Below are 24,140 nucleotides of genomic sequence, written 5' to 3'. Positions count from 1 at the left end.
TGTGGGATATAGTGAGAAAAAAAAATTATTTCCAATGCAATTCCAAAGCAAAACACGTTTTTTCGTCTTTTGTAATGCTGAATGTTGCAGTAGTATGATTGTCATCTTCACTTTCATGAATTACCACGTTATCTTGTAGCGAAAGCTCTTTCATGAAATTCATTTCGAAGCTTTTTACTTCCTGTTTCATGATTCGTTTTGGGTCAACATGATCAAGGCACCATTCCAGGTATTTTACATTGTTGACATGATTTACAATATCTAAATCGGATAAATATACTGTTTTTTCGAAAACGGCTTCTTTTTCGTGATTAATATTGATTTTTGAAAAACCTTCTTCTGTCGCTCTTTTGTCAGGAAATAGTTCAAAATGTTCAAAAGGTAATGCCAATGCCTCTGGACGACGTGCCTTGGTATTGAAAACTGCCCAATAGGTTTCGCTTCCCACGATCTTTTTTCCGTTTACATACATTTCCAGGGCACGTACAGATCGTGAATTTTCTAAACTGTTAATCCATGTTTTTACGGTTACAACATCTTGCCATTTTGGTAATGCTGTAATTTCAACGCGCATTCGGCTTAAAACCCATGCTTGGTCAAATTCTTGCATATCAGAAAAACTGATTCCGCCGACTTCAGAATGTGCAGCAGCGGTTAATTGTAAAAGATTGCATAAATCGGTATATTTCAAGTAGCCGTTTGGCGTACATTGCGTGAAATTGATTTCCCAGTCTTTGCTTAAAACTGATGTGAAGTTGGGAGATATTGGCATTTTTTAATTTTAGATTTTAGATTTTTCCTGCGGAAAATAGAGCAAAGATGAAAGACTTTATTTTACTTTAGAAGATTTTCTATGTAATTTATAATTTCTTTTCTATCTGTTGCGTAATCAAACCATTTGGTGTTTTCGTTTCGTTTGAACCACGTTAATTGTCTTTTGGAGAATCTTCTGGTGTTCTTTTTGATTTCTTCTATTGCAAAAGGCAAAGTGAATTCTCCGTCAAAATAACTAAATAATTCTCTATAACCGACCGTTTGAAGCGCATTTAACGCTTTGTTAGGATATAGTGCTTCGGCTTCTTTTAACAATCCTTCATTCATCATGATATCAACGCGTTGGTTGATTCGGCTGTAAATGATTTCTCTATCTGCATCTAAACCAATTAGGATAGGAGTGAAGTTGCGGTTATTTTTCTTTTGGTTTAAGAAAGAAGAATAGGGTTTTTGAGAACCAATGCAAACTTCCACAAAACGCATCATTCGTTGTGGGTTTTGCAATGTCTGCGGATTTTCAGCTGTTATTTTTTGATAATATTCTGGATCTAAATTTTTCAGTTGTTCTTGAAGATATTCTATTCCAAGTTTTTCATAATTAGAATTTACTTCTTCTCGAACTTTTGGATTGATTTCGGGAAATTCGTCGAAACCTTTTAAAATGGCATCTACATATAAACCTGAACCTCCAATAAGAATAACAAAATCGTTGGTTTGAAATAATTCTTCGATTTTGGCTAGAGCTTCTTTTTCATAATCGCCAACGGTATAATTTTCAAAAATCGATTTGTTTTGAATGAAATGATGTTTGGCAGCATTTAATTCTTCCTGACTTGGAACTGCTGTTCCGATAGTCATTTCTTTGAAAAACTGACGGCTGTCGCACGAAACGATTTCGCATTTAAAATGTTGTGCCAAAGTGATACTTAAGGCTGTTTTGCCTATAGCTGTTGGTCCGACAATGGTAATTAGGTATTTCATAGTTTTTAGCCCAGATGGAAATGGAAACCCCGGACTTATATTTGTTAAATTTTTTTGGTATAAAAGAGCGACCAACGGAAGCTCCTTTTATGCCTTAAAAAATTACAAATATAAGGAGGAGTTGGAATGTACAGCTGGATTGGCTTCTAAAATTAATTATTAGGCAGTTCTGTTCCGCATTCGTAACAATATTTTGCGTTGTCAAAATGAACTTGTGACTGACATTTTCGGCATGTTTTTTTACCGCTTACAGTACCGTTTCTTAAACTGCTTTTGGCAAATTCAGCTGTTACAATTCCTGTTGGAACGGCAATGATTCCGTAACCTAAAATCATTACAAATGCTGCAATAAATTGTCCAAGTGGCGTTTGTGGCGAAATATCTCCGTAACCAACTGTTGTAAGGGTTACGATTGTCCAATAGATTCCCATTGGAATGCTGGTAAATCCTGATTCTCTGCCTTCAACCAGATACATAATTGTTCCAATTATGACGGTGCTGATTAATACAAAATAAATGAAGACTAGAATTTTTTCTTTACTGGCTTCTATTGCTTCTTTTAATTGCAGGGATTGATGGTTGATTTGCGGAATATGCAAAATTTTGAATAATCTTAGAAAACGCAATGCTCTTACGATTGATAAAATGCTTGCGCCTGGGAAAAAGATGGATAAATACATGGGTAAAACGGCAAGCAAATCGATGATTCCGTAAAAGCTGAAAATGTATTTGATAGGTTTTTGAATGGATATTATTCTTAAAATATATTCGATGGTAAAGAATATTGTAATTATCCATTCACATATCAACAATTGTTGGTGATATTTAGAGCTTACACCTTCAACAGTGTCCAACATTATAAGAAGAACGCTCAATAAGATTAAACCCAACAATACTAAATCGAACATTCGTCCTAAAATGGTATTGGTACCATATAGAACGATTTTGACTTTTTCTCTGAAGATTTCGTATTGTGATTTTCTGTTTTTCATATCCTTAAAGATAATGAAAGTTTCGATTTGTTAAAAATGAAGTATTTTTAATGATTTGCTTTTTCGGATATAACTCTGAATGATATTCTTTACATCTCGATTATGCTGCATCGGAACCAAAATATTTTTTAAGATATCAATATTCGTGATTTGATAATTAAGATCGTAATAAGCGTAACCTATATAAGTTCCGTTTTCGATTAAAATGGCACTTCTTTCGTTTACATTTCTTCCTCTGTCAATAAGGACCATGCTTTTGTTTTCAAAACTGTTTTCTGAGATGAATTGCTGTACTCTCAAATTATAAACTTCTGGATTGATTTCGCCAATGCATGCTCCGTCACATTCTTTAATTTTATATTGAAAACACTCTTTTTTGGTTTGGTATAAACCTGTTAATTTTTGGCACAAATGATATTTTGCCGTAATCTTAAAAAGCGCATTTTTGCCTTCTTGCAAAGAAACATAAGAAGTGATTTCTTTTTTACGTCCGTCTGCTTTTTCAAGTTTTAAATTGATATAGCCATTTGAATCTTTTTCGGCATATAAAGCGAAAGGGAAAATAGTTTTCTTTTGCGAGCGATTATATCGAGGGCGATTTACTTTAACCTCTTGGCTTTCTTTTAAAAGTGCAATTAATTCGCTTCCAGTTTCGTCGTAAGTTATGGTGAAAACTTCCGCCTGAATTCGTTTGCTTTTGGTTGTAACTCCCGTAAAATGCTGATTGACTCTTTTTTTGATATTTTGGCTTTTTCCAATGTAAATTAAAGTCCCATCTTCTTTGTAGATATAATAAACGCCTGTTTTAGCCGGCATTTGATTTAATATATCCAAGAATTTTGGAGAAATTCCTTTTTCGACTTCGAGTTTTATAAAATCTTTTACGATGGTTTTTTCAACATCTTTTTCCAAAAGCATTTTGAAAAGCTTCGTTGTAGCCATAGCGTCTCCACTGGCGCGATGTCTGTCGGCCATTGGAATTCCTAGTGAACGAACAAGTTTTCCTAAACTGTAAGACGGTTGTTCTGGAATTAGTTTTTTCGCTAGTTCTACTGTACAAAGTGTTTTAGCTTCAAAATCGTAGCCTAAACGTCTGAATTCTGTACGCAGGATTCTATAGTCAAAAGAGGCGTTGTGAGCTACAATAACGCAATCTTGAGTGATTTCTATAATTCGTTTCGCAACTTCGTAGAATTTTGGAGCAGAACGTAACATAGCGTTATTAATTCCAGTCAGTTTTACTACGAAAGGCTGAATCGGAATTTCAGGATTGACAAGGCTGATGAATTGATCAACTACTTCATGCCCATCAAATTTGTAGATAGCGATTTCGGTAATTCCCTCTTCATTAAATTGGCCTCCAGTTGTTTCTATGTCTAATATTGCGTACATATTCAATGTCAATGTCAAAAATCAATGGCAATTACAATATCAAAAAAACAATTGCAATATCAAAAATCAATTTCAATTTTGAAATTGCCGTTGTCATTGTTATTGATTTTTTGCCATTGTCATTGATATTGAAAAATTATCTTTTATTTATTATCATTTTTGATGAAATTGCGATTAATTGCTCTACTTCGATTAGAAGTTTATTTCTTTTGCTGTCATCGCCTTCTTTAATATAATCTAGAATTTTTAATGAGTTTCTTGATTCTTTTAACTCCTTCACGACTAATGAAACTTTAAAAACAAAATCTTTATCAGTTATTGTCCCTTGTGCTTCTCCAAAATTTAAAGAGGCACTTCCTGATGATCGAATTAATTGATTTTTATAATATTCATTTTCAAATAACCTTTCTAATTGTCGAGTGAAAAAAATACATTCTCCAGCAAATCGCACTAATCGATCTTCAAAATTGAATATTTTTTCTATTTAAATTTTTCCCATTTTAAAATTGATATTGATTTTTGCAATTGCAATTGATATTGAAAAATTAACGACCGCCAAAAATGCTGCTTCCAATGCGAACCATTGTGCTTCCGCATTCTATTGCCAATTGATAATCTCCAGACATTCCCATCGATATAGTGTTCAGACTGCAGTTGTCAGTTTTCAGCTCTTTTATCGAATCAAAAATCGATTTTAAATGGGTAAATTCTTTTTTAATCTGGTTTTGGTCTTCGGTAAAAGTGGCCATTCCCATTAAACCTAAGATACGAATATTTTTTAACTCTTTAAACTCTGCAGAAGTTAAAAGTGCATTTAGTTCATTTTCGTCTAAACCAAATTTAGATTCTTCTTCAGCAATATAAATTTGGAGAAGACAATCTATAATTCTATTATTTTTTAAAGCTTGTTTATTAATTTCTTGCAATAATTTCAAACTGTCAACGCCATGAATTAAAGTCACATAAGGCGCCATAAATTTGACTTTATTCGACTGAACATGACCAATCATATGCCATTGGATATCTTTTGGCATTTGTTCCCATTTCTCCGTCATTTCCTGAATTTTGTTTTCTCCAAAAATGCGTTGCCCAGCTTCATAAGCCTGCATCAAATCGGAGACAGGTTTTGTTTTTGAAACGGCAACCAGAGTTACATGTTCAGGTAAAGTTGATTTGATTGTATTTAAATTCGATTGAATCGACATGGTATTTCTTTTTATAAAAACTGCTTCGAGATTTTCTCTGCTTTTTTGCTTTCGCTATAATCGTAAAAACCTTCGCCAGATTTTACTCCAAGTTTTCCAGCTCTAACCATATTTACTAAAAGTGGGCAAGGAGCATATTTTGGGTTTTTGAATCCGTCGTACATTACATTTAGAATGGCAAGACAAACGTCAAGACCAATGAAATCAGCTAATTGTAATGGTCCCATTGGATGTCCCATTCCTAATTTCATTACTGTATCGATTTCATAAACTCCAGCAACACCATTGTATAACGTTTCGATTGCTTCGTTTAGCATTGGCATTAAAATTCTGTTTGCTACGAAACCTGGATAATCGTTTACTTCAACAGGAACTTTCCCTAATTTTTCAGATAAATCCATGATGATCTTAGTTACTTCATCGCTTGTATTGTATCCGCGAATGATTTCAACCAATTTCATAATCGGCACCGGATTCATAAAGTGCATTCCGATAACGCGCTCAGGATGTGCTACAACAGCTCCAATTTGCGTAATGGAGATTGAAGATGTATTAGTTGCTAAAATTGTATTATGAGAACAATATTCGTTTAATTGTTTGAAAATGTTCAGTTTCAATTCTACATTTTCTGTTGCGGCTTCAACTACCAAATCAACACCAACAACGCCGTCTTTTATATCCGTATAAGTAATAATATTGGTGATTGTTTTCGCAACATCTTCTTGAGTGATTGTTCCTTTTGCAAGCATACGGTCTAAGTTGGCAGCAATTGTTGCCATTCCTTTATCTAATGATTTTTCAGAAACATCAATTAATTTTACGGTAAATCCGCTTTGTGCAAAAGTATGAGCAATTCCGTTACCCATTGTTCCTGCTCCAATTACAGCTATTGTTTTCATTTTATGCTAGATATTTTTTTATGATTTAGCCACGAATTCACCAAATAATTCGTGAATTCGTGGCTAATTTATTTTTTGAAATTTTATTATTTTTTGAAACAATCAATAATTTGATAAGCCACGCGTAATGCATCTGTTGCCTGCTCAAGTGTTACAACTGGAGTTGTGTCGTTATTGATAGCATCTGCAAACGAATTTAATTCGTCTAAAATGGCATTGTTTTGCTCAACATCTGGATTAGTGAAATAGATTTGTTTTTTTACACCTTCAGCATTCTGCAAAATCATATCAAAATCTCCAGGAACTTCTGGTGCATCTTTCATACGAACCACTTCACATTTTTTCTCTAAAAAGTCAACAGAAATGTATGCGTCTTTTTGAAAGAAGCGTGATTTACGCATGTTTTTCATTGAAATTCTGCTGGCAGTTAAGTTAGCAACACAGCCATTTTCGAATTCGATTCTGGCGTTGGCAATATCCGGAGTTTCGCTGATAACCGAAACACCACTTGCATTGATGCTTTTTACTTTAGATTTTACAACACTTAAAATAGCATCGATATCGTGAATCATTAAATCCAAAACTACAGGAACATCTGTACCGCGAGGATTAAATTCTGCCAAACGATGCGTTTCTATAAACATCGGATTTTCGATCATTTCTTTTGTAGCGATAAAAGCAGGATTAAAACGCTCTACGTGACCAACTTGTCCTTTTACGTTGTATTCGTTTGCTAAAGCAATAATTTCTTCGGCTTCTTCAACTGTATTGGCGATTGGTTTTTCAATAAAGATATGTTTTCCTGATTTGATGGCAACTTTAGCGCATTTGTAGTGCGAAAGCGTAGGAGTAACAATGTCAATCACGTCGACAGCGTGAATAAGTTTTGCAATTGTGCTGAAATTTTTATAGCCAAATTCTTTTGAGATTCTTTCGGCATTTTCCTGATTTTCGTCGTAAAATCCAACTAATTCGTATTTGTCAGATTGTTGTAATAAGCGTAAATGTATTTTACCAAGATGACCAGCACCTAAAACTCCTACTTTTAACATGAGAATGTATTTTAAACAAAAATATAATTTATTTGTTTACCGTGAAAATGAATTTAGGTAATTGTGAGTTGTTGGTTGTGAGTTATTGGTTGTTGGTCGCTTATTGTTTGTTGCTTCTTTCTTTTTGTAACTTTTCACCCAAAGCGAAGTCGAGGAGTGTACAGTTAGGAAAAGGACTTCGGCTATCCTCGGCCTGACAAATAATGGCTTTTGTTTTTCGACTTTTGACTTTACATTTTTATTATTTAAAAATCAATATTTGAAATCCTGTTTTCTTTCTTATTTTTGCGAAAATAAAACCTACCCATTTTGAAAGACACTGCCAAACATCAAGGACTTCGTAATCAATTAGTAACCACTTTAGAGCAAAAAGGAATTACTGATAAAGCAGTTCTGGATGCGATAAAAAAAATCCCAAGGCACCTTTTTTTGAATTCTAGTTTTGAAGATTTCGCTTATCAGGATAAGGCTTTTCCTATTGGCGCAGGCCAAACTATTTCACAGCCTTACACTGTTGCTTTTCAATCGCAGCTTTTAGAAGTGCAGAAAGAGCATAAAGTTTTGGAAATTGGAACGGGGTCTGGATATCAGACGGCTGTTTTGTTTCATCTTGGAGCGAAAGTTTACACGGTAGAAAGACAAAAAGAATTGTTTAAACAAACTTCTGTATTGTTTCCAAAATTAAATATTCGACCAAAACATGTTTCTTTTGGGGACGGTTATAAAGGACTTCCAAATTTTGCTCCTTTTGACAGTATTATAGTTACCGCTGGTGCACCTTTTATTCCGCAACCATTAATGGCACAATTAAAAATAGGAGGAAGGCTTGTTATTCCGTTGGGAGAAGACGTTCAGATTATGACTTTGTTAATTAGAAAAAATGAAACACAATTCGAAAAACATGAGTTTGGAGAATTTCGATTTGTTCCTTTGTTGGAAGATAAAAATTAATGTGAAAGCCCGCTTAAAACGGGCTTTTCTATTGGGTAAGAATTGAAATATATCTTTCCAAACTTTCTTTTTCTTTTTGAGCTATAAACAGAAAAAAATCTTCTTTGTCTTTTTTGGTTTGAGCAATTTCTAAAGACTGGTAATATTGCATTCGAGTTTCGTAATCGCCTTTAATATTAGCAATAGGATAGCCTTTTTGCATTAAAATTAAATTCATGATTAGTCGTGAAGTTCTTCCGTTTCCATCAATAAAAGGATGAATTGTAGCTAAACGCTCGTGCATTTCTGCCGCTAAAATAATAGGATGGAGTTTATTTTTATTGATTTCATACCAAACAAAATATTCTTCCATTTCCTGTGGAACCATTAAAGGTTGTGGAGGCATGTGACTGCTTCCCTGAATCATCACCTGAACTTTTCTGTAACGTCCGGCATCTTCCGGAATTATTCCTCGTAGAATTAAATTATGAATGGATAAAAGATCTCGTTCGTTTAAAGAGCTGTTTTTGTTCATTAATTCTTTAATAAAACCAATTGCTTCCTGATGATTTATAGCTTCAAGATGTTCCCGCATGCTTTTTCCAGAAATTGTCAAGCCTTCATTGATAACCATGTCAGTTTCACGAAGTGTCATGGTGTTACCTTCAATTCTATTGCTTTCAAAAGTATATTCTAATTCTAAGGCCTGTTTTATTTTAAAGCTGTCATATTGACGATAAGAATCTAATTTTTCTTTTAAGGCATCGATTTCTTTTAGGATTTTCTCTAAAGAAGTAGATAATTTAAGATTTGAAACCGTTTTGTTGTATTTGATTTCATCTTCAGCAACTTTTAAAGCTTTTAAGACAAATTCTTCATCACCAATTTCATAAAGAATCTTTTCTTTAAGCCAAGCAATCATTAAGGTTTCATAATCAATTTCTAAAAGCTGAGACAGCTTAATAACCTGATCTTTGGTTGGTTTTCTGGTTCCCGATTCGAATTTACTAATCAATGCTTGGTCAATGTCGGCAAGTTGTGCTAATTCACGAGTTTTTAAACCTTTTTGCTCTCTAGCATTTTTAAGAAGTGATTTCATTTAATGAAAAATTTTGTCTTGACAAATTTAGTCAATTTTTATGATGTAAAAAAAAAGCAACAGATTAAATGTTGCTTTATCGATTTTATTTTGGAGGTAAAGAACCGTCTTTTCTCATTTCTTTCACTACAGCCTGCATAATGGCATCGACAGTTTGACCTAAATCTGTGACATTTTGAGATTTTGTAGTTCCTGTCCAGATGAGTTTGTTTTCTTTTAAGGAAAAAATATTGGTTTCAACCATGTAAGATGTAGTTTCCTGATAATAGCCCGGATCATAAAATGCGGGAGAATACATTCCGTACCAATTTCCAAAACCATAGCCATACATTCCGGTATACATTCCGTCAAAACCTCCGTAATACATTCCAGTGTAAGTTCCAGGTACGTAAGAAGTTTCTTTTTCTTTGCTGACTAGACGCATGGTAACAACGCCATCAAAATTTTCATCTTGTAAAATTTTCAGTTGCTGTTCTTTAGTAAGTTTTAAATTAGTTCCGTTTAAATATTGATAAGAAGTTTTAAAAATTGGATTGCTTGAAGCAATTCTATTTTCGGTTGTTCTTCTGGCAGCTTCGTCTTTTACTAAAGCCATAACAAGAACTTTTTTGAAATTTTCTTGAGCAACGGTAATATTTGGATCTCTCCAGCTATTAACAATTGCTGTATTACTGCCGCAACTTGAAAGTATCATTATTGCGAAAAACAAAACTAAGTACTTTTTCATATTTTACAGTTAAATTGGTTATAAGTAAAAATAACGATAAAATATTAATAAACAGAGTTTTATGTTAAAATAAAAAGTCTTTAATTAAAGGCTTTTTTAATACGGTCTAAATCTCGTTTGGTATCTTGTTCTTTTAAAGATTCTCGTTTGTCATAGTTTTTCTTTCCTCTGCAAAGGCCAATCTGCAATTTTGCCAATCCTTTTTCATTGGTAAATAATTTCAGCGGAACAATAGTAAGTCCTTTTGCTTGTACATTTTTATGAAGCGTTTTTAATTCTTTCTTATTCAAAAGAAGTTTTCGTTCACTTCTTGATTTATGATTGAATTGATTTCCAAAAGAATACTCTTCGATATAAGTATTAATAGCAAAAAGCTCCATGCCACTGAATTCGCAAAAGCTTTCTGTAATATTGGCTTTCCCTAAACGTATCGATTTGATTTCGGTACCTGCTAAAACAATTCCAGCAGTATAGGTATCGATTATTTCATAATCAAATCGGGCTCTTTTATTTAATATATTGACTGATTTTAACATGAGTGCAAATGTAAGACAAAATTGAAAAACTTACGCCGGCTAAGATAATTAAAGTTTTATTCTAATCTATGATTTTAATCATCCACGACAAAAATGCTTCCTTTTAAGTTTGCTTTATAATTTCAAAAACAAATTTAAAATGAAAAAAATTGTAACGCTAGTTAGTATTGTACTAATTAGTTTGTCTGCTAAAGCGCAAGAAGCAAGTCAAGGGTTAAAAGGGGCTTGGTTTGCAACCTCTCAATTTGGTTTTCAACAGACAAAAACGGCAGATGCTAAAAATACCACTTTATCTGTTTTGCCAATTGTTGGAACATTTGTAACACCATCTGTAGCTGTTGGAGCAGGAGTTGGGTACATTAATATTAAAGCAGATTCTGATGCGGGCACTGCTGCTAAAACAGATTTATTTGTTGCGCAGCCTTTAGTTAGAAAGTATTGGAATATTGCTGGTTCACTTTATTTCTTCGGACAATTAGCAGTGCCAGTTATTACTGGTAAAGAGAAAGAAAGTGAATTAAAAGTAACTCAAGTTGGTGTATCGATGTCAGGAGGGTTTGATTATTTTGTAACTAAAAATTTCTCAGTTGAGTTTTCTTATGACTTAGCGAACTTCACATCAACTACTGTTGATCCAAAAACTGGAGATAAAACAACAGTTACTAATTTTGGTTTGGCGCACGTAGCCAATGTAGATCCGTTTTACAATACTGCTTTAGCAGGTAGTAATCCTAATCTAACTTCACCGGTTTCGGTTGGATTTAAATTCGTATTCTAATTTATTCTTTATTTGATTACTGTAAAATTCAATTTAGTAATTTTGCAAAAGAAAAGGCCGTACTTTTTAAGTACGGCCTTTTTGATATAATTTAAAAAAAAATAAAATGCAAAATCAATCTAAAGATCCGTTACATGGAATCACGCTTCAAAAAATTGTAGAAACCTTAGTAGATTATTATGGTTTTGATACTTTAGGCGAATTAATTCCGATTAAATGTTTTAATTCCAATCCAAGTGTAAAATCAAGTCTTACTTTTTTAAGAAAAACAGATTGGGCGAGAAAAAAATTGGAAGAGCTTTATATTAAGACACTTCCTAAGTTATAATTTATAAGAAATCATAACGCCTCCACGATACGGAAGCCATTCACCGCTTTTATTGTAATTAGGCGCTTTTTCATATCTGCCTGGAGTTCCGTCGTTGTAGTAACCGTGGTAGAATCCTTGGTGCCAACCACCTCCAACAAAAAAGTCAAGTACGAATTTGTCATTTAGTTTTAAGTTGTAACCTACAGTTGCTCCAATTCTGTAACCAAAACCATCTTCATATTCATTACTATTCCAGTAATTCCATTTTTGTAATTCATATTTGTCAGCACCTATATGTGCTCCAACATAGAATCCGTTATATTTTTCTTTAAAGTGGTAACGAACTTCTGGAGTTAAAGTGATGAATTTCATTGGATGATGTCCGTTAAATGATTCCCAAAAAGAAGCCATTATATCTGCACTAAAAGTTGTTTTTTCTCCAATGCTGGTTTCAATTCCAATATTTGGTACCGCAAGTAAAGCGGTAGCTCCGTTGAATTTGATAAAAGTCTGGCTTTGTAATTGAATTGATAGAAGAAGAACGGTAAGGGCAAATAATTTTTTCATTGGTATCTTTTAATCGAAGGGAATATTTTTTTCGGCACAAATATAACGTAAGTAAATCGTTACTATTGCCGATTAACCTAGTTTTAACAAGATTATTTTTTGTCAGAATTGAATATTGTATTTAGTTCTCTAACAATGAGTAGATTACTTTGTCTAGAAATTTACCATTATAGAAATCAGATTCTTTGAAATGGGCTTCTTTAACAAAGCCACATTTTTGTAAAACTTTTTCAGAAGCATAATTGTCAGGGTCAATTACGGCTTCAATAGAGTGAAGTTTTAGCTCTTCGAAGCCATATTTAACAAGCCTTTTTACTGCTTCAGGAACAAATCCTTTTCCATGAAATTCAGGTAAAATCATATAGCCAATTTCAGCTCTGTAGTTTTCTGGTTGTAATCTATAAAATCCTATGAAACCAAATAATTTTGAATCATCTTTAAGTCTTATTGCCCAATTAATCCCTTTGTTGGTATCAATTGTCTCTTTTATTATTTTAATATGTTCCAATGCATCATCAGTGTTTTTTGCTAATGGTCTCGGAATATATTTCATTATCTCAGGATTAGAACGTAAGGCGAAAATTTCGTTTACATCTTCTTCTGTAATTCTATTTAATAGTAGCCGTTCCGTTTCGATAATTGGAAAAGATGAAAAATCAAACTCTAACATATTAAACTGTATTATAATATTGTTATACTAAATTTTGCAGAGAAATTTTTGTTTTCATCCAAAATCAAAATTCCTTCTTTTTCGTATAGATTTCCTGTATTTTGATCCGTATCAGAATAACCTAACCAAGGTTCTATACAAATAAATGGAGCATTTTCTTTTGTCCAAATACCTAAACTTGGAAAATCTTGATAATCAACTTTTATATATGGTTTTGCGCTTTTTAGAATCGTCAATGACTTTGAGTTTAATTTTTTAAAAATCAAAGCATCATTTTTAAAAAGCTCATAATTTAAAGAAACTTTATTGTTTGTTGTTTCTAAGATTTTAGTCTTAGATGAAATTAAATCATTTTCAAGCAAGTAATATTTAAGTTCTTCTTCTTTTTCAAATTGAAGAGCATAATCTTCAAAATTATCTGGTAATGCAATTGCAGGATGTGCTCCAATTGAAAAAGGCATTTTTTCTTTACTGTTATTGATGATTTTGTATTCTAAATCCAAAGAATTTTCAGTAAGTGTATAAATAAGCTGTAATTCAAAATCAAAAGGGTATTTTTTGAGTGTTTCGTCAGAAGATTTTAGGGAGAAAACCGCTTTGCTTTCCGTTTTATCAATTAATTCAAATTCCATATCACGAGCAAAACCGTGTCTTGGCAATTGATATTCTATGCCATTAATAGTGTAGGTATTGTTTTTTAATGTTCCTACAATAGGGAAAAGAACAGGAGAGTGTTTGCCCCAAAAATCTGGATTTCCTTCCCAAATATATTCATTGTTTAAATTGTCTTTTATAGAAAATAACTCAGCTCCAGCATGTTTTATGGAAGCTTTTAGTTTTGAATTTGAAATAGTTGTAGTCAAAATATCAAGTATAAAATGATTGTTTTTTAAAGTGATGTAAATATATTTTATAAAATTCAGTTTTCTTGTAAAATGAGCTAAATTATTTTATTGATAAAATTTTGCTAAAATTGAATTTATGTTTGGAAATTTCTCTGTCAATAGCTTTTTTTTTCATTAATTTGCTACATAAACAGCTAAAAAATATGAAAAAGCAATGTGCAAAAGCCATTTTAACCGCGGCTTTATTTTTTGGGATTTCATCGGTCTGGGCGCAGCAAACTCCGTCAGCGACAGCAGCAAATCCGGTAAACAATTACAATTATCATGATGCCTTTGGTCCGCATTTTTATACAAAAAACGGAACTTCAACTCGTGCAGCGAGCGGTCAGCCTGGAGTAGAGTATTGGCAGAACAGAGCTGATTACCAAATCACAGCGAAGTTAAACGGAACTACAAATGAGATTGTAGGTACGGACGAAATTACGTACACTAATAATAGTCCAGATAAATTAGGGTTTTTATGGTTGAATTTGGATCAAAACTTATTTAAAGAAGATTCTAGAGGAAATGCCGTTGTGCCTTTAACAGGAAGCCGTAATGGAGCGCAAGGTCAGGTTTTTGATGGCGGAAATAAAATTAAATCAGTAAAAGTGATTTCTGTTGGTAAAAAGAAAACAGAAATTGAAGCTAAATACGTAGTTACAGATACGAGAATGCAGATTTTTCTTCCAGAAGAATTAGCTGCAAAAGGAGGAACTGTAAAAGTAAAAATAGAATTCTCATTTATAGCGCCTTTTGAAGGTTCAGACAGAATGGGAGTTTTGGAAACTAAAAATGGAAAAATCTTTACCATTGCACAATGGTATCCACGTATGTGCGTCTATGATGATGTGCGCGGATGGAACACAGCTCCTTATTTAGGTGCTTCTGAGTTTTACCTTGAATATGGAGATTTTGATGTAAAATTGACTGTTCCTGGAAATCATTATGTGGTAGCTTCTGGAGAATTGATTAATGGTCAGGAAGTATTTTCTGCAGATCAATTAAAGAAATACAAAGACGCATCTAACAGTGATCAGACAGTAACAATTCGTTCTGCTGAAGAGGTTGCTGCGACGGCAAATGCAAATGCAGGAACTGAAAAAACTTGGCATTATAAAATGAAAAATGCACGTGATTTCTCTTGGGCATCGTCTCCTGCTTTTATTTTAGATGGTGCTAAAATTAATCTTCCAAGCGGTAAAAAATCTTTGGCATTATCTGCTTATCCTGTAGAAAGTGCAGGAAGAGATGGTTATGGCCGTTCTACAGAATATGTAAAAGCTTCAATCGAACATTATTCTAAACAATGGTTCGAATATCCTTATCCAGCGGCGACAAACGTTGCAGGAAATGAAGGAGGAATGGAGTATCCAGGAATCGTTTTCTGCGGATGGAAATCTAAAGGGGCAGATTTATGGGGAGTTACAGATCACGAATTTGGACACATTTGGTTCCCAATGATTGTTGGTTCTAACGAAAGGTTATTCGGGTGGATGGACGAAGGTTTCAATACTTTTATCAATTCATTAAGTACTGCTGCCTTCAACAATGGAGAATATAAAGAGCCGGCAGCAAATTTACATGAAGAAGCAGAGTCTTTTACTCGTCCCGATCTAGAAACGATTATGAGCTCACCAGATAATATGAAAGAGGCTAATATTGGAATGTTATGCTACTTTAAGCCAAGTGCTGGATTGATTATTTTAAGAGAACAGATTTTAGGCAAAGAGCGTTTTGATACTGCTTTCAGAACTTATATTAATCGTTGGGCTTACAAGCATCCGCAACCAGATGATTTCTTTAGAACGATGGAGAATGTGGCTGGTGAAGATTTAAGCTGGTTCTGGAGAAGCTGGTACGTAAACAACTGGAGATTCGATCAAGGAATCAATTCTGTTATGTATGTAAAAAATGATCCTGCAAAAGGAGCTGTTATTACAGTGGAGAATTTTGATAAAATGCCAATGCCGATTGTCTTAGATGTTAAAACAAAAAGCGGAAAAGTAACAAGAGTTAATCTCCCAGTAGAAATTTGGCAGCGTAATAACAGCTGGTCTTTCAAACATAATTCTACAGAAGAAATTGCGAGTATCACTTTGGATCCAGATAATGCTTTTCCTGATCATAATGAGTCTAATAATGTTTGGACAGCTGGGAAAAGCAAATTGGAAAAAGATATTATTTTAGATGCATATTTAGGTAATTATGTGACTTCAAAATCTCCTTTGACCATTGAAATGACAGAGAAAAATAGTGTTTTGAGTGCAGAACTTCCAAACTATCCTAAATTCTCTTTGTCTCCTGTTGCCGGTGAAAAAGATACATTTGAATCACAAAGAGCCGGATTAAAATTCAAATTTAACGAAGCTAAAACAGGTTTCGATATGATTATTTTAGGGAATAATCAGGTAATTCCTTTTACGAAGAAATAAAAAGCTTAAACTATAAAGTATTTAAAACCCGATAATTAGAAATGATTATCGGGTTTTGTTTTTCAAATGTATTAACAAAACGAAAAAAAAATGTTAGAATTTTAATTTTTTGTTTTGTAAATAAAAAAAAGATGTACTTTTGCACCGATGAATAAAATAAGTTTACATATAACTTCTTTGTCACGGACAAACTCACCGATTACTTCTCCCGAAGTACGGACGCTATCTCTATAGTGTTCACTGAGTTTTATAGCCGTATATTTATTCATATCCATTTTTCATTTTGAAATCACATAATTTGTCCGTTGGACAAACATATCCTAAAAGTATTTATTATTTTGTAAATTTTCTTGATCAAGTTTTTGATTTTGAGAATGTTACTTCTATTTTGCTTAATTTTATTGGATTCAATTCTGGATTTCAAGCCAAACAATATTCTTTAATTTTTAACGCTAAACTTCAATTATTGAAATGAAGATCTCTATTGTTGTTACCCAGGAAGAACACTTCAAATTCGCACAAGAAATTTGCGATACGATAGAATCATCTGCCTTGTTGAGAGGTACAGGGATTGCTAAAAGAACTCCTGAGTATATTCAGAAAAAAATGTCGAATGGTGATGCAATGATTGCTCTGGCAGACGGGAAATTTGCTGGTTTTTGTTATATCGAAAGCTGGGAACACGGAAAATTCGTGGCACATTCAGGATTAATTGTACATCCTGATTACAGAAGTTTAGGTTTGGCAAAAAAAATCAAATCGAAAGTTTTTGACTATTCTTTAAAAAGATATCCAGATGCTAAGATATTCGGAATTACAACTGGTTTAGCGGTTATGAAAATTAACTCTGAACTAGGTTATAAACCGGTTCCTTTCTCAGAATTGACAACCGATCCAAGTTTTTGGGCGGGCTGTAAAACCTGTACCAATTTTGAAATTCTACAAAGTAAACAAAACAAAATGTGCCTTTGTACTGGAATGTTGTACGATCCTAAAGAAAAACAAAAAACACCGCCGAGACATCCTTTTAATGAGGCTGTTTTAAGCAGACTTAAAAAAATTAAACAGGCTCTGTTTTTAAACAAAATATTGTCCTTTATTTTTTTATTCAAAATTTAATCAAAAAGAAATCTCAAACTGCTAAATACGAAAGTATTAGCCTAAATTATAAAAAATGAAAAAAGTAGTATTAGCTTATAGCGGAGGATTAGATACCTCGTATTGTTTGAAATATTTAAAAAATGAAAAAGGATACGAAGTTCACACTGTTCTTGTTGACACAGGAGGATTTTCTGCTGAAGAATTAACAGCTATTGAAAAAAGAGCTTACGAGTTAGGAAGTGCTCAGCATGCTAACTTAACCATTTTAGATAAATATTACGATAAAGCTATCAAATACTTGATTTTTGGAAATGTATTAAAAAACAACACATATCCGTTATCAGTAAGTGCAGAGCGTGTTTTTCAAGCAATTGAAGCTATAAAATACGCAAAAAAAGTAGGAGCAACTGCAATCGCTCACGGAAGTACTGGTGCAGGAAACGATCAAATCCGTTTCGATTTGATTTTCCAAACTATCGCTCCAGAAATCGAAATCATTACTCCAATTAGAGATTTAAAATTATCAAGACAAGAAGAAGTTGATTATTTGGCTCAAAACGGAGTTCACTATTCTTGGGAAAAAGCACAATATTCTATCAATAAAGGACTTTGGGGAACAAGCGTTGGAGGAAAAGAAACCTTGACTTCAAGCCAGCCATTGCCAAGCGAAGCTTATCCTTCGCAATTGCAAAAAGATGGAGAAGAGAAAGTTACGCTTCATTTCGAACAAGGAGAATTAGTTGGTTTAAACGGAAAAACAGATAAACCTTCAAATAATATTGTAGCTCTTGAAAAACTGGCAAGTGCTTACGCAATTGGTAGAGATATTCACGTTGGAGATACGATTATCGGAATTAAAGGAAGAGTAGGTTTTGAAGCTGCTGCGCCATTGATTATCATCAAAGCGCACCATTTATTGGAGAAACACACTCTTGGAAAATGGCAACAATATTGGAAAGAGCAATTAGGAAACTGGTACGGAATGTTATTCCACGAAGGTCAGTTCTTAGATCCAGTTATGAGAAACATCGAAACTTTCTTGCAAGACACTCAAAAAACAGTAAATGGAACGGTAACCGTTTCATTAAAACCATATCATTTCTCACTTGACGGAATCGAATCTGAAAATGATTTAATGAACACAGGTTTCGGTCAGTATGGCGAAATGAACAATGCTTGGACATCTGACGATGCAAAAGGATTTATCAAGATTTTAGGAAATGCACAAAACATATTCTCATCTGTAAACAAATTAGATCATGATTAATGTCGGAATTATTGGTGGTTCGGGCTACACGGCCGGAGAACTCATCAGAATTTTAATGTATCATCCAAAAGTAAACATCGATTTTGTTTACAGTACAACAAATGCGGGAAAACCACTTTCTGTGGCGCATCACGATTTGATGGGCGATATCGAAATGAATTTCACAGCTGAAATCAATCCGAATGTAAATGTTGTTTTCTTGTGTTTAGGCCACGGAAAATCAATTTCATTTTTGAAAGAAAATCAGTTTGCGAGTCATACTAAGATTATTGATTTAGGAAATGATTTCAGATTGAATAAAGATGCTCATTTCGAAGGAAAAGATTTTATTTATGGTTTGCCTGAAATTAATAAAGCGGAAATCAAAAAGACAAATTATATCGCAAATCCAGGTTGTTTTGCAACTGCTATTCAGTTGGCTTTGTTACCTTTAGCAAAACATAATTTGTTGAATAATGATGTTCATATTAACGCTACAACTGGAAGCACAGGAGCAGGAGTAAGCCTTTCTGAAACTTCTCATTTCAGCTGGAGAAATAACAACTTGTCTCATTATAAAGCTTTTGAACACCAACATTTAGGTGAAATTTCAGAAAGTTTGGTTCAGTTGCAGGATGATTTTGATAGCGAATTGCTTTTTATTCCGAACAGAGGAGATTTCCCAAGAGGAATTTTTGCAACCTTATATACAGTTTGCGATGATAGTTTGGAGCAATTGGTTGCTAAATACGAAGAATTCTATAAAAACGAACCTTTCGTAACCGTTACCACAACCAACATCAACATGAAACAAGTGGTACAAACGAATAAATGTATTATTAGTTTATTGAAAAAAGGAAACCGGGTTTTAATAACATCAATTATAGATAACTTAACCAAAGGTGCTTCAGGACAAGCAATTCAAAACATGAATTTAATGTTCGGTTTAGAAGAAACCACAGGTTTACATTTGAAACCAAGCGGATTTTAATAATAGTTGATAGTTGTTGGTTTATAGTTTATGGAAACATCAGATAAGACCATCAACCAACAACAATCAACCAACAACAAAAAAACATGAACTTATTCAACGTTTACCCATTATACGACATAACTCCAGTAAAAGCAGTAGATTGTACAATCATTGACGACAAAGGAGTAGAATATTTAGATTTATACAGCGGTCATGGTGTGATTTCTATCGGACACACACAGCCGGATTATGTAGCAAAACTTAAAAATCAGATTGATAATTTAGGTTTTTATTCGAATGCCATTCAGAATCCTTTGCAGGTGGAATTGGCTCAGAAATTAGGAAAACTTTCTAGTCTTGAAGATTATGAGCTGTTTTTATGCAGTTCTGGAGCTGAAGCAAATGAAAATGCTTTGAAATTAGCTTCTTTCCATAACGGAAAATCAAGAGTGGTGGCTTTTGATAATTCTTTCCACGGAAGAACTTCTGCAGCGGTTGCGGTTACAGATAATAAAAAGATTGTTGCGCCAATTAATGCACAGCAAGAAGTAACGTTTTTGCCTCTAAATCAAATCGAATTAGTTGAAGCTGAATTAGCTAAAGGTGATGTTACAGCAGTAATTATCGAAGGAATTCAAGGAGTTGGAGGCTTAGACCAAGGAACAACTGAATTTTTTCAGGCTTTAGAAAAAGCATGCAAAAAACACGATGTTGTTTTGATTTTAGATGAAGTACAGTCAGGATACGGAAGAAGTGGGAAATTCTTTGCTTTCCAACACCACGGAATCAACGCTGATATTATCTCCGTTGCAAAAGGAATGGGGAATGGTTTCCCAGTTGGAGCGATTTTAATTTCTCCAAAGTTCGAAGCTAGTTTCGGTTTATTAGGAACTACTTTTGGCGGAAGCCATTTGTCTTGTGCAGCAGGAATTGCAGTTTTAGATGTAATTGAAAAACTAGATTTACAAAAGAATGTAAATGAAGTTTATGAATATTTCTTAGAAAAAATCAAAGAAGTTGAAGGCATTATACAAGTAAAAGGAAAAGGATTAATGCTTGGAGTGGAGTTTGATTTTGATGTGGCAGCTCTAAGAAAGAAATTAATCATCGAAAAACACATTTTTACAGGAAGCGCGAACAATAAAAATCTGTTAAGAATTTTACCGCCTTTGACTGTTAAAAAAGCAGATATTGATACGTTTGTAAAAGCTTTAAAAGAAAGTTTAGAAGAATTAAAAAACTAAACATAATACTATTATCCTAACAGGTTTCCAAAACCTGTTAGGTATTAATAAGTTTCTATAAAAAGAAACAACCAAAAAACAACCAACCACTTGAAATTATGAAACCATTATCAATTGAAACACGCAATGCGGTTTTGCGGACTATGGCAAAGCTGGTCGAGCAGGAGCGGAATGAGATAATCCTAACCAATCAGGAAGATCTTGCTGATTATGACGGCTCTGATTTAGCAATGGAAGAACGCTTAAAAGTAGATGATAAAAAAGTCGACGAAATGATTTTATCATTAAATCAGTTAGCTTCACAGGAAGATCCCGTTGGCGTTGAGCGTTTTCATTTTACTCATGATAATGGAATTAAAGTAATAAATAAAACAGCCGCTTTCGGAACGATTTTAATTATTTATGAATCTCGTCCAGATGTTACAATCGAAGCGGGTGGAATCGCTTTTAAATCTGGTAATAAGATTTTATTAAAAGGCGGAAAAGAATCTTTAAAATCAAATTTGAAAATTGTAAGTCTTTGGCATAAAGCTTTAGAAGAAAATGGAGTTTCAAAAGATTGGGTGGAATATCTGAATTACAACAGAACAGAAACTCAGGCTTTTTTAGAAAAACCAACTCAAAAAGTTGATTTAATAGTTCCAAGAGGCGGAGAAAAATTAATTGAATTTGTAAAAGCGCATGCCACTTGTCCTGTAATCGTAAGCGGACGAGGAAATAATTTTGTTTACGTTCATGAAGATGCAGATACAGATTTGGCTTTAAAAGTAATTTTAAATGCTAAAACAGCTAAAATTTCGGCTTGTAATGCACTAGATAAAGTTTTGATCAGTTCTAAGCTTCCAAATTTTGAAGGTTTTACAGCAATGTTAATCAAAGCTTTAGTAGAATCAAAAGTGGAAGTTATCGTAGATAAATCATTAGCAAATTTCGAAAATACTAAAACACTTCAAAATGAAGATATTTGGTATGAAGAGTTTTTAGATTATAAAATCGTAATTGGAACCATTGATTCTCAAGATCACGCCATTGATATGATTAATAAATACTGCGGAGGACATTCTGCAGCAATTATTACCAGAGATGACGAAACCGCACAGCAGTTTATGGAATCAATTGATGCTGCGGCAGTTTACCAAAATGCATCAACTAGATTCACAGACGGAGGGCAATTTGGTTTAGGCGGAGAATTAGCAATAAGCACCGATAAATTACATCAACGTGGTCCAATTGGTTTGCAGCATTTAGTAACCAATAAATGGTACGTTTACGGAGAAGGACAGATTAGGTAATTGAGATAATTTGAAAATTGAGGCAATTAGATAATTAATAATTAGAATTTAAGATTTGGTTTGCAACGAATTACACTAATTCATACAAATTATTTTTTATTAAGATGCTGAATAAATTAGCGTCAATTTGTGTAATTCGTGGCAAAAAAACATAAAAACTTAGTGCCTTAGCGCCTTCGTGGCAAAAACAAAAGACATGGCAAAAAAACGGATTTTATTAAAAATAGGAAGTAACACTTTAACCAAAGAAACCAATCATATTTCGCGGGGAAAGATTGAAGACCTTGGAGTTCAGATTGCAGCTTTAAACGACGAATATGAATTTATCATAGTAAGTTCTGGAGCAATTGCAGCAGCAAAACAGTTTGTAAAGCTGGACAATCAGGATAAAGATGTTTTTGTGAAACAGGCTTTAGCTTCAATCGGGCAACCACATTTAATGCGGATTTACAATGAGAATTTTAAAGATTTAGGATTAAATACCTCGCAGTGTTTACTTTCTTATTCTGATTTCGAAAAAGAACAGACCAAAAAGAACATTGTAAATACGATTAATGTATTAGTCAAAAACAATTACATTCCGATTATCAATGAAAATGATACCGTTGCCACAGATGAGATTCGGTTTGGTGATAATGACAAATTAGCTGCTTTAACTGCGGTATTGCTAAATGTTGATATTCTGATTATTGCGACCAACACAAACGGAATTTACACGAAAGAATCAATTCATAATAAAGTTCCAGAAACAATAAAATTGGTAAATGATTTAAAAACGTTGGAGAAAGAAATCGGCGATTCTAAATCATCACATGGAACAGGAGGGATGCAATCCAAAATAGAAGCAGCAGCAATTTCAAAAGCAGCAAATATCGAAACCTGGATTGTCAACGGACTGAATGATAATTTTATTCTGCGGGCATTGAAAGACGAAATTCCATTTACGAAAATTTTATAGCCACGAATTCACGAATTATTCTTTTTACTATCTAAACGAAATATTAATTCGAATTCATTCGAAAAAAAAAACGCAAAGATTGAAAAAATAATTCGTGAATTCGTGGCGGAAAAAACAACTAAAAAAGCAAAAAAAACAAATGAACTATATTTCAATAAAAGACATTAACTCATTATCAAAATGGGTAAAACAAGCGATTAAAATCAAAAAGAATCCGCTTAAAAATCAAAGTTTAGGAAAGAATAAAACTCTTGGAATGTTATTCTTCAATCCAAGTTTAAGAACGCGTTTGAGTACTCAAAAAGCGGCGATGAACTTAGGAATGAATGTTATGGTAATGAATTTTACCAACGAAGGATGGACGTTGGAATTCGAAGACGGAGCCGTAATGAATTCTGGCGCTTCAGAACATATTAAAGAAGCTGCAGAAGTAGTTTCGCAATACTGTGATATTATTGCAATTCGTGCTTTTGCAGGTTTGGTTGATAAGGAAAAAGATTATCAGGAAACTGTAATTTCAGGATTTTTGAAATATGCAACAGTGCCGATTGTAAATATGGAAAGTGCTATTCGTCATCCGTTGCAGTCATTAGCAGATGCGATTACAATGGAAGAATTCAAGCCTAGACACAAAGACAAACCAAAAGTAGTGCTTTCTTGGGCGCCACATCCAAAAGCTTTGCCTCAGGCAGTTGCCAATTCATTCGTAGAAATGATGCAGCTACAAAAAGAGATGGAATTTGTAATCACACATCCAAAAGGTTACGAATTAAGTCCAGAAATTACAAAAGATTGCAAAATAGAATACGATCAAAACAAAGCTTTCGAAAATGCTGATTTCGTTTACGTAAAAAACTGGAGTAATTTCAACGATTACGGAAAAGTAACCAATAGCGATCCAAATTGGACAGTTACAGCTGAAAAAATGGCTTTAACCAACAACGGAAAATTTATGCATTGTCTTCCTGTTCGTCGTAACGTAATTGTAAGCGACGAAGTTTTAGACGGAGAAAATTCAATCGTAATTGAACAAGCGAATAACAGAACGTATTCAGCACAATTAGTTTTACAAAAGATTTTGAAGAAAATATAATT

At 33.5% G+C, this 24,140-nt stretch carries 26 protein-coding genes; 11 read left to right on the top strand and 15 right to left on the bottom strand.

From position 1 onward, the window contains the following. Window positions 1-25 precede the first annotated feature (25 nt). The 8 genes from BM289_RS20415 to BM289_RS20375 all read right to left on the bottom strand — a co-directional run bounded on the left by BM289_RS20415 (window position 26) and on the right by BM289_RS20375 (window position 7,295). Window positions 26-772, bottom strand: a complete 747-nt coding sequence (locus tag BM289_RS20415) for an acyl-[acyl-carrier-protein] thioesterase (protein WP_091496976.1) — start codon at window positions 770-772, stop codon at window positions 26-28. 62 nt (window positions 773-834) lie between these two features. Then, window positions 835-1,755 (bottom strand): tRNA (adenosine(37)-N6)-dimethylallyltransferase MiaA, encoded by a 921-nt coding sequence (miaA, locus tag BM289_RS20410; protein ID WP_091496974.1) that lies wholly within the window; start codon window positions 1,753-1,755, stop codon window positions 835-837. A gap of 152 nt (window positions 1,756-1,907) precedes the next feature. Next, entirely contained in the window at window positions 1,908-2,747 is an 840-nt protein-coding gene (locus tag BM289_RS20400; protein WP_091496971.1) for an ion transporter, read from the bottom strand. A 30-nt stretch (window positions 2,748-2,777) separates the two neighbouring features. Next, window positions 2,778-4,139, bottom strand: a complete 1,362-nt coding sequence (locus BM289_RS20395) for an exonuclease domain-containing protein (protein WP_091496969.1) — start codon at window positions 4,137-4,139, stop codon at window positions 2,778-2,780. 136 nt (window positions 4,140-4,275) lie between these two features. After that, a complete protein-coding gene (locus BM289_RS20390) occupies window positions 4,276-4,623 on the bottom strand; it encodes a four helix bundle protein (RefSeq protein ID WP_091496967.1) in 348 nt (115 codons plus the stop codon). Window positions 4,624-4,684: 61 nt separating this feature from the next. After that, on the bottom strand, window positions 4,685-5,344 hold the full coding sequence (locus BM289_RS20385) for a YggS family pyridoxal phosphate-dependent enzyme (RefSeq protein WP_091496965.1): 660 nt from the start codon (window positions 5,342-5,344) through the stop codon (window positions 4,685-4,687). An 11-nt stretch (window positions 5,345-5,355) separates the two neighbouring features. Further along, window positions 5,356-6,243 carry a 3-hydroxyacyl-CoA dehydrogenase family protein gene (locus tag BM289_RS20380; protein WP_091496963.1) on the bottom strand — a complete coding sequence of 296 codons (888 nt, stop codon included), beginning with the start codon at window positions 6,241-6,243 and terminating at the stop codon, window positions 5,356-5,358. Window positions 6,244-6,329: 86 nt separating this feature from the next. Next, complete coding sequence (locus tag BM289_RS20375; RefSeq protein WP_091496962.1) at window positions 6,330-7,295, bottom strand: Gfo/Idh/MocA family protein; 966 nt, start codon at window positions 7,293-7,295, stop codon at window positions 6,330-6,332. A gap of 309 nt (window positions 7,296-7,604) precedes the next feature. Here BM289_RS20375 and BM289_RS20370 point away from each other — a divergent pair, with 309 nt between their 5' ends. Beyond that, entirely contained in the window at window positions 7,605-8,246 is a 642-nt protein-coding gene (locus BM289_RS20370; protein WP_091496960.1) for a protein-L-isoaspartate(D-aspartate) O-methyltransferase, read from the top strand. 28 nt (window positions 8,247-8,274) lie between these two features. Here BM289_RS20370 and BM289_RS20365 read toward each other — a convergent pair whose 3' ends face one another. The 3 genes from BM289_RS20365 to smpB all read right to left on the bottom strand — a co-directional run bounded on the left by BM289_RS20365 (window position 8,275) and on the right by smpB (window position 10,587). Beyond that, entirely contained in the window at window positions 8,275-9,324 is a 1,050-nt protein-coding gene (locus BM289_RS20365; RefSeq protein WP_091496958.1) for a Fic family protein, read from the bottom strand. An 85-nt stretch (window positions 9,325-9,409) separates the two neighbouring features. Continuing rightward, on the bottom strand, window positions 9,410-10,051 hold the full coding sequence (locus BM289_RS20360) for a hypothetical protein (RefSeq protein WP_091496956.1): 642 nt from the start codon (window positions 10,049-10,051) through the stop codon (window positions 9,410-9,412). An 80-nt stretch (window positions 10,052-10,131) separates the two neighbouring features. Further along, window positions 10,132-10,587 (bottom strand): SsrA-binding protein SmpB, encoded by a 456-nt coding sequence (gene smpB, locus BM289_RS20355; RefSeq protein ID WP_091496954.1) that lies wholly within the window; start codon window positions 10,585-10,587, stop codon window positions 10,132-10,134. 139 nt (window positions 10,588-10,726) lie between these two features. Between smpB and BM289_RS20350 the strand changes: the two genes are divergently transcribed. Both BM289_RS20350 and BM289_RS20345 read left to right on the top strand, forming a co-directional pair. Further along, window positions 10,727-11,365 carry an outer membrane beta-barrel protein gene (locus tag BM289_RS20350; RefSeq protein ID WP_091496952.1) on the top strand — a complete coding sequence of 213 codons (639 nt, stop codon included), beginning with the start codon at window positions 10,727-10,729 and terminating at the stop codon, window positions 11,363-11,365. Window positions 11,366-11,471: 106 nt separating this feature from the next. Beyond that, window positions 11,472-11,693 (top strand): VF530 family protein, encoded by a 222-nt coding sequence (locus tag BM289_RS20345; RefSeq protein ID WP_091496950.1) that lies wholly within the window; start codon window positions 11,472-11,474, stop codon window positions 11,691-11,693. Here the strand turns inward: BM289_RS20345 and BM289_RS20340 are convergent. The 3 genes from BM289_RS20340 to BM289_RS20330 all read right to left on the bottom strand — a co-directional run bounded on the left by BM289_RS20340 (window position 11,688) and on the right by BM289_RS20330 (window position 13,775). Next, on the bottom strand, window positions 11,688-12,242 hold the full coding sequence (locus tag BM289_RS20340; protein ID WP_091496948.1) for a DUF3575 domain-containing protein: 555 nt from the start codon (window positions 12,240-12,242) through the stop codon (window positions 11,688-11,690). The genes BM289_RS20345 and BM289_RS20340 overlap by 6 nt on opposite strands. Before the next feature lie 121 nt (window positions 12,243-12,363). Continuing rightward, window positions 12,364-12,912, bottom strand: a complete 549-nt coding sequence (locus BM289_RS20335) for a GNAT family N-acetyltransferase (protein WP_091496946.1) — start codon at window positions 12,910-12,912, stop codon at window positions 12,364-12,366. 11 nt (window positions 12,913-12,923) lie between these two features. Continuing rightward, on the bottom strand, window positions 12,924-13,775 hold the full coding sequence (locus BM289_RS20330; protein ID WP_091496944.1) for an aldose 1-epimerase family protein: 852 nt from the start codon (window positions 13,773-13,775) through the stop codon (window positions 12,924-12,926). A 185-nt stretch (window positions 13,776-13,960) separates the two neighbouring features. On the opposite strand from BM289_RS20330, the gene BM289_RS20325 reads away from it, so the two are divergent. Beyond that, window positions 13,961-16,231 (top strand): M1 family metallopeptidase, encoded by a 2,271-nt coding sequence (locus BM289_RS20325; protein ID WP_091496943.1) that lies wholly within the window; start codon window positions 13,961-13,963, stop codon window positions 16,229-16,231. Window positions 16,232-16,332: 101 nt separating this feature from the next. Here BM289_RS20325 and BM289_RS25500 read toward each other — a convergent pair whose 3' ends face one another. Next, complete coding sequence (locus BM289_RS25500; RefSeq protein ID WP_159436632.1) at window positions 16,333-16,500, bottom strand: hypothetical protein; 168 nt, start codon at window positions 16,498-16,500, stop codon at window positions 16,333-16,335. A 202-nt stretch (window positions 16,501-16,702) separates the two neighbouring features. Between BM289_RS25500 and BM289_RS20320 the strand changes: the two genes are divergently transcribed. The 7 genes from BM289_RS20320 (at window position 16,703) to BM289_RS20290 (ending at window position 24,138) form a co-directional block, all read left to right on the top strand. Continuing rightward, on the top strand, window positions 16,703-17,350 hold the full coding sequence (locus BM289_RS20320; RefSeq protein ID WP_091496941.1) for a GNAT family N-acetyltransferase: 648 nt from the start codon (window positions 16,703-16,705) through the stop codon (window positions 17,348-17,350). Between the two features lie 55 nt (window positions 17,351-17,405). Further along, window positions 17,406-18,599, top strand: coding sequence for an argininosuccinate synthase (locus tag BM289_RS20315; protein ID WP_091496939.1), 1,194 nt, complete (start codon window positions 17,406-17,408; stop codon window positions 18,597-18,599). Next, window positions 18,592-19,569, top strand: coding sequence for an N-acetyl-gamma-glutamyl-phosphate reductase (argC, locus tag BM289_RS20310; protein WP_091496937.1), 978 nt, complete (start codon window positions 18,592-18,594; stop codon window positions 19,567-19,569). Before BM289_RS20315 ends, argC begins: the two co-directional genes overlap by 8 nt. Window positions 19,570-19,655: 86 nt before the next feature. Then, entirely contained in the window at window positions 19,656-20,795 is a 1,140-nt protein-coding gene (locus BM289_RS20305) for an aspartate aminotransferase family protein (protein WP_091496936.1), read from the top strand. A gap of 98 nt (window positions 20,796-20,893) precedes the next feature. Further along, the gene (locus BM289_RS20300; RefSeq protein ID WP_091496934.1) at window positions 20,894-22,087 is read left to right on the top strand and encodes a glutamate-5-semialdehyde dehydrogenase; all 1,194 of its coding nucleotides are present in this window, start codon (window positions 20,894-20,896) and stop codon (window positions 22,085-22,087) included. 196 nt (window positions 22,088-22,283) lie between these two features. Then, window positions 22,284-23,045: a glutamate 5-kinase gene (proB, locus tag BM289_RS20295; RefSeq protein WP_091496932.1), complete on the top strand. Its 762-nt coding sequence runs from the start codon at window positions 22,284-22,286 to the stop codon at window positions 23,043-23,045. A 139-nt stretch (window positions 23,046-23,184) separates the two neighbouring features. Then, on the top strand, window positions 23,185-24,138 hold the full coding sequence (locus BM289_RS20290; RefSeq protein WP_091496930.1) for an N-acetylornithine carbamoyltransferase: 954 nt from the start codon (window positions 23,185-23,187) through the stop codon (window positions 24,136-24,138). Window positions 24,139-24,140 lie beyond the last annotated feature (2 nt).

This window comes from Flavobacterium phragmitis, assembly GCF_900112575.1.
GTDB classification, from domain to species: Bacteria; Bacteroidota; Bacteroidia; order Flavobacteriales; family Flavobacteriaceae; genus Flavobacterium; species Flavobacterium phragmitis.
This window is presented reverse-complemented; position numbering and strand designations above follow the sequence as displayed.